Origin of the sequence: Vibrio sp. OPT46 (assembly GCF_015163535.1) — a bacterium.
GTDB classification, from domain to species: domain Bacteria; phylum Pseudomonadota; class Gammaproteobacteria; order Enterobacterales; family Vibrionaceae; genus Vibrio; species Vibrio alginolyticus.
This window is the reverse complement of record NZ_JADDYG010000530.1, coordinates 16,548-20,170: the sequence shown is the minus strand read 5'-3', so window position 1 is coordinate 20,170 and position 3,623 is coordinate 16,548. Positions and strand designations below refer to the sequence as shown.

The window sequence follows — 3,623 nt, the reverse complement described above, 5'->3', positions numbered from 1 at the left end:
ATCGACAACCAGTAACGAAAGCAGAAAATTTATGAAGTCAGACATATTACCTTTTTTGACATAAAAACGAAATACAAGGTGGGACTGAAGATAATTTCAGCACATAAAAAGAAGCCTCGCATTAAGCGAGGCTGGCGTTTTAGTTCGTCGTAATCAGTATGAAGTCGTACTTGTGTCTAAGAAGCCATTCTTCATTAAGATTCGTTAGAATTACAACCCGAGCTGGTTGAGCAAGTCATCGGCATCATCGTTTGATCCCGACGATTTAGATTCTTTCTCAGCCAACTGTTTACGTGTTGCCTCTAAAATGTCGTCTGGGTTTTCGTCTTCAGCAACTTCAAACTCTTCCAGTTGGATGAACTCAGTTTTATCCATTGCTAGCTCGAGATAGAAAATATTGTTGTTTTCGGTGGAGAACGTCACTCTGCGCGCTTGAGGGCGGTCAAGGTTGGTATCAACTTGTAAGATAACTTGCTTATTCAGCGCCAGCATTTTTGGTTGGTTTTGTGTGATGTTCGTTTGCAGGTCTTTACGAATTTTATTAGTGAAGTCTCCGACCAGTTGATTCATGAGTTCACCCAGAACATCGCCTACCTCGTCAGAAGTATGAGATATTGCCAGTTCTTCTTCTGGCATGCCCATATTACGCATGTAGTTGGTGTAGATCTCCAGTGCGGCTTTTGCCGTAAAATTAATCACAACTAGCCCGGTAAATCCGCCATCAAACAGAACAAAACAGCCAAAATCTGGTTTGAGGCTAGTCTTGTGGATTTTTTGCACCATTGCTGAATAATTTACTTGAGAAGATGTCGCCGAAGTAAGTACGCCAGAAACAGACTGGCAAAGTTTGAGAAGGATATCTTCAGTGGTCACAATTTTATTTTTTTTCATTCTGAAAACTCATCTAGAAACGCGATTCGTTCCCCAATGTAAGGCATCAAGCGTGAAAAAATAAAGCATAAGTTTAATTATTGTATCGAGATTCTGATTTGCTCGTCTTTTTAAATGTTGTAAAGTGACGAAATTCAAAGAATATTACTTCACTAACTCTTTTGTGGTGTTATTTTTCGCTTAGCGCCAATTTGTATGAGAAGTGAGCAAATAATTACACAACCCGCAGCTGATCGGATCAGCGTCGTAGGGGCAGGAAGCAAATGTTACCAAGATTACACTCGCAAACTGATGTCGATCCTCTTGTTCTTAGTTTTCTGAAAGAGCTTGAGCACGCCGGATTCACTGGTGATATCGAAAGCCAATATTCAAGTCGACTAGCGGTTGCCACTGACAACAGTGTTTACCAGCAACTTCCTCAGTCTGTCGTTCATCCCAAAACGACAGAAGATGTTTCTCTCCTCGGGAAACTGAGCAATAAAGAAAAGTACGAACGAATTACCTTTTCACCTCGTGGTGGCGGCACAGGGACCAATGGTCAGTCGCTTACCAAAGGTATTGTGGTGGATATGTCTCGTCACATGAACAAAGTGCTTGAGATTAATGAGAAAGAAGGCTGGGTTCGTGTACAAACTGGTGTAGTGAAAGACCAGTTAAATGACGCTGTTCGCCCTTATGGCTACTTCTTCTCTCCAGACTTATCTACCAGTAACCGTGCAACGATTGGCGGCATGGTCAACACCGATGCTTCTGGTCAAGGTTCTCTGAAATACGGAAAAACATCCGATCATGTTTTGTCGCTACAAGCGGTGTTTGCTGATGGTTCAATTTTAGAGTCGGACTTGTCTCATGGTTACCCAAAAGAAGGCGAGTTTGCTGCCAAGGCGCTACGTGTAACGGAATCCGTATGTCGTGAAAAACGCCAGCAGATCGTAGATAAGTTTCCTCCTCTTAACCGATTTTTAACGGGCTACGATTTAAAAAATGCCTTGAATGAAGAAGGTGACCGTTTCGATATCACACGAGTACTGTGCGGCGCTGAAGGTTCATTGGCATTCATTACCGAAGCGAAGCTTAACCTGACGCCAATTCCGAAAGCGCGTACTTTGGTTAACGTTAAATACAACAGCTTTGATTCTGCACTGCGTAATGCACCGTTTATGGTAGAAGCGAAGGCGCTGTCTGTAGAAACCGTTGACTCAAAAGTGCTTAATCTCGCGAAGCAAGATATCGTTTGGCACACCGTGAGCGATTTACTTACCGATGTTCCAAATAAAGAGATGCTTGGTATCAATATGGTGGAATACGCAGGTCAGGACGAAGAGGAAGTTGCTGCTCAGGTTGCAGCATTGACCGCCAAGCTCGATACCATGTTGGAAACAGAAGAAGCGGGCATTATCGGCTACCAAGTTTGTAACGATGTAGCGAGCATTGGGCGTATTTACAACATGCGTAAAAAAGCGGTGGGTTTGTTAGGCGCAGCAAAAGGTCGTGCTAAACCGGTCGCATTCGCTGAAGATACCTGTGTGCCACCAGAAAACCTGGCGGACTTCATTGTAGAGTTTCGAGAACTGTTAGACAGCAAGTCTCTGAATTACGGCATGTTTGGTCACGTCGATGCTGGGGTGCTTCACGTACGTCCTGCGTTGGATTTGTGTGACCCGCACCAAGAAGCATTGATGCACGAAGTTTCTGATGAAGTGGTCAAGCTGGTGGCGAAATACGGTGGTTTGATGTGGGGTGAACACGGCAAAGGTTTCCGTTCAGAATATGGCCCTGAGTTTTTCGGCGACGAGTTGTTTACTGAACTGAGACGTGTGAAAGCGGCATTCGATCCACACAACAAAATGAACCCGGGCAAAATCTGTACACCGCTGGATAGTGATGCAGAGCTTGTCAAAGTTACCGATACCAAACGTGGTTACTATGACCGTCAGATTGACGTTCAAGTACGTGACAGCTTTAAACAAGCGATGGAATGTAACGGTAACGGTTTGTGTTTTAACTACGATACTAGCTCGCCAATGTGTCCATCGATGAAAGTAACAGCCGATCGTCGTCATTCACCGAAAGGTCGTGCGGGTTTGGTTCGCGAGTGGTTGCGTCAGCTCACTGAACAAGGCATTGATATCCTTGACTTAGAAAAGCAAACACTAGAAAACAAAACATCAATCAAAACCATGATTGACCGCGTACGTCATTCTATCAATCGTCGTCACGAGTATGACTTCTCTCACGAAGTGTATGAAGCGATGAATGGTTGTTTGGCGTGTAAAGCGTGTGCGAGTCAGTGTCCGATTAAAGTCGATGTTCCGAGCTTTCGCTCGCGCTTTTTAAACATCTATCACTCTCGTTACCAACGTCCTGCAAAAGACTATCTGGTTGCCAACATTGAGACTATGCTGCCGATGATGGCGAAAGCGCCAGGTGTCGTAAATGGTGTTTTGAAGCAGTCGTGGGTGAAAAGTTTAACGGCATCTACGGTCGGGTATGTCGATGCGCCGTTGTTATCAGTACCCACCTTGAAACAACGAGTAGAGTCGCTGACAACGCCTTATGATCTGCAAGCGCTCAGTGGTTTGTCTTCGTCTGAAAAGAGCAAGCATGTTTTAATTGTTCAAGACCCATTCACTAGCTACTACGACGCTGATGTCGTTGAAGACTTCGTTAAGTTATTGAAAAAGCTGGGTATGCATCCGGTACTTCTGCCGTTTAAGCCGAATGGTAAAGCA

General features: G+C 44.4%; 2 protein-coding genes. One reads left to right on the top strand and one right to left on the bottom strand.

Annotated elements, in window-relative coordinates; translation table 11 throughout:
- Nucleotides 1–210: 210 nt before the first annotated feature.
- Nucleotides 211–891, bottom strand: a complete 681-nt coding sequence (locus IQR33_RS21565; protein ID WP_005388843.1) for a DUF3334 family protein — start codon at nt 889–891, stop codon at nt 211–213.
- 263 nt (nt 892–1,154) lie between these two features.
- Between IQR33_RS21565 and IQR33_RS21560 the strand changes: the two genes are divergently transcribed.
- The coding region (locus IQR33_RS21560; protein WP_193844039.1) for an FAD-binding and (Fe-S)-binding domain-containing protein at nt 1,155–3,623 on the top strand (2,469 nt) is incomplete at its 3' end.